The organism is Amycolatopsis sp. NPDC003861 (assembly GCF_053605405.1).
This window is the reverse complement of the sequence record NZ_JBSGJD010000532.1, coordinates 1-1149: the sequence shown is the minus strand read 5'-3', so window position 1 is coordinate 1149 and position 1149 is coordinate 1. Positions and strand designations below refer to the sequence as shown.

Here is a 1149-nt window from a genome sequence, read left to right as displayed (position 1 = left end):
CGACTTGGTCGTCGTGGCCAGGGTCCGGGCCGCCGCCCGCCCCAAACTCGACGGCGCCTGCTCGGATTCCACCGGGTCGGTGACAGTCACAACGAAACCCCAATCACTGGTAGCGGGGATTGGTGGCGTGCCAGGTGAAGCCGCCGCCCATCCAGGAACGGACACCCACGAGGAAGCGCTGCAGCTCCGGCGACGGCACGGCCAGCAGCTCCCGGTGGCCGTCCTCGAACTCGTGGACGATCTTGTTGTGCAGCTCGACGGTGGCCTCCACCGCCTCCTCGACCGGGCAGTCCCGGTCGGCGGCGATCTGCAGCACCATGTTGCAGACCGGTTTCTCGTCGGCCGCGTCCTTGGCCACCGAGTGCAGGTCGTTGACCAGCACCGACGCCGTCCCGGCCCGCATCATCGCCTCGCGCACGCGCGGGTCGTAGTAGAACGGAGCGGCCAGCTCGTAACCGCCGACGGCGTCGACCAAGGTCATCGACGTGTAAAAGCTGTCGTGCTGGCGGGCCGCCAGGTACTCCCACGCCGGTGGGTACCGCCCGGTGTGGCGCCACGCCGCGTAGGCGTCCCAGCTGACGAACATCGAGAACGTCGCGTAGCAGACCCGCTGCACGAGCACCGGCGAGCCGTGCCGGCCCAGGTGGCCGATCGCCGAGTGCAGCCCGACGAGGATCGGGTCGCTGCGCAACGCCTCCTCCAGCGGAGGGGTGAACTCCCCGGCCGGGGCGACCGGGTCCATGGCCGCCATCACCAGCGCCAGGCGCGGCGGGAGCTCGGTCGGCGCCGCGCCGAGCGTGCTGTCGTCGGCGTAGTAGTCGTCGGCCGCCCACCAGACCGCGTTGAGCTGCGCGGCGACGAGCAGCCGGTCCGGGTCGTCGCAGTCGGTGTGGGCGAGCATCGCCAGCCAGCCGAACCCGGCGCCGGCGATCTGCTCCAGGCCCTTGCCGGTGAACCCGCAGTCCGCTGCCCAGGCGACCAGCCGCCGGTCCACTTCGGCGGCCAGGCCGTCGTCGACCCGGCCCTGGACCGGGCAGTACAGCGGCGACGCGCTGCCGTCACCCCACGGCAGGTACGCGTACGCCGGGTCCGGCCCGGGCGCGGGCGCGAACTGGGTCGCGATCCGCGCCGCCGACGTCCCGAGCCCGA

At 72.4% G+C, this 1149-nt stretch carries 1 protein-coding gene; it reads right to left on the bottom strand.

Going from position 1 to position 1149, the window contains the following annotated elements:
- Nucleotides 1-103: 103 nt before the first annotated feature.
- A partial coding sequence (locus tag ACWEVN_RS47995) for a family 2 encapsulin nanocompartment cargo protein terpene cyclase (RefSeq protein ID WP_452055732.1) occupies nucleotides 104-1149 on the bottom strand: 1046 nt, incomplete at its 5' end.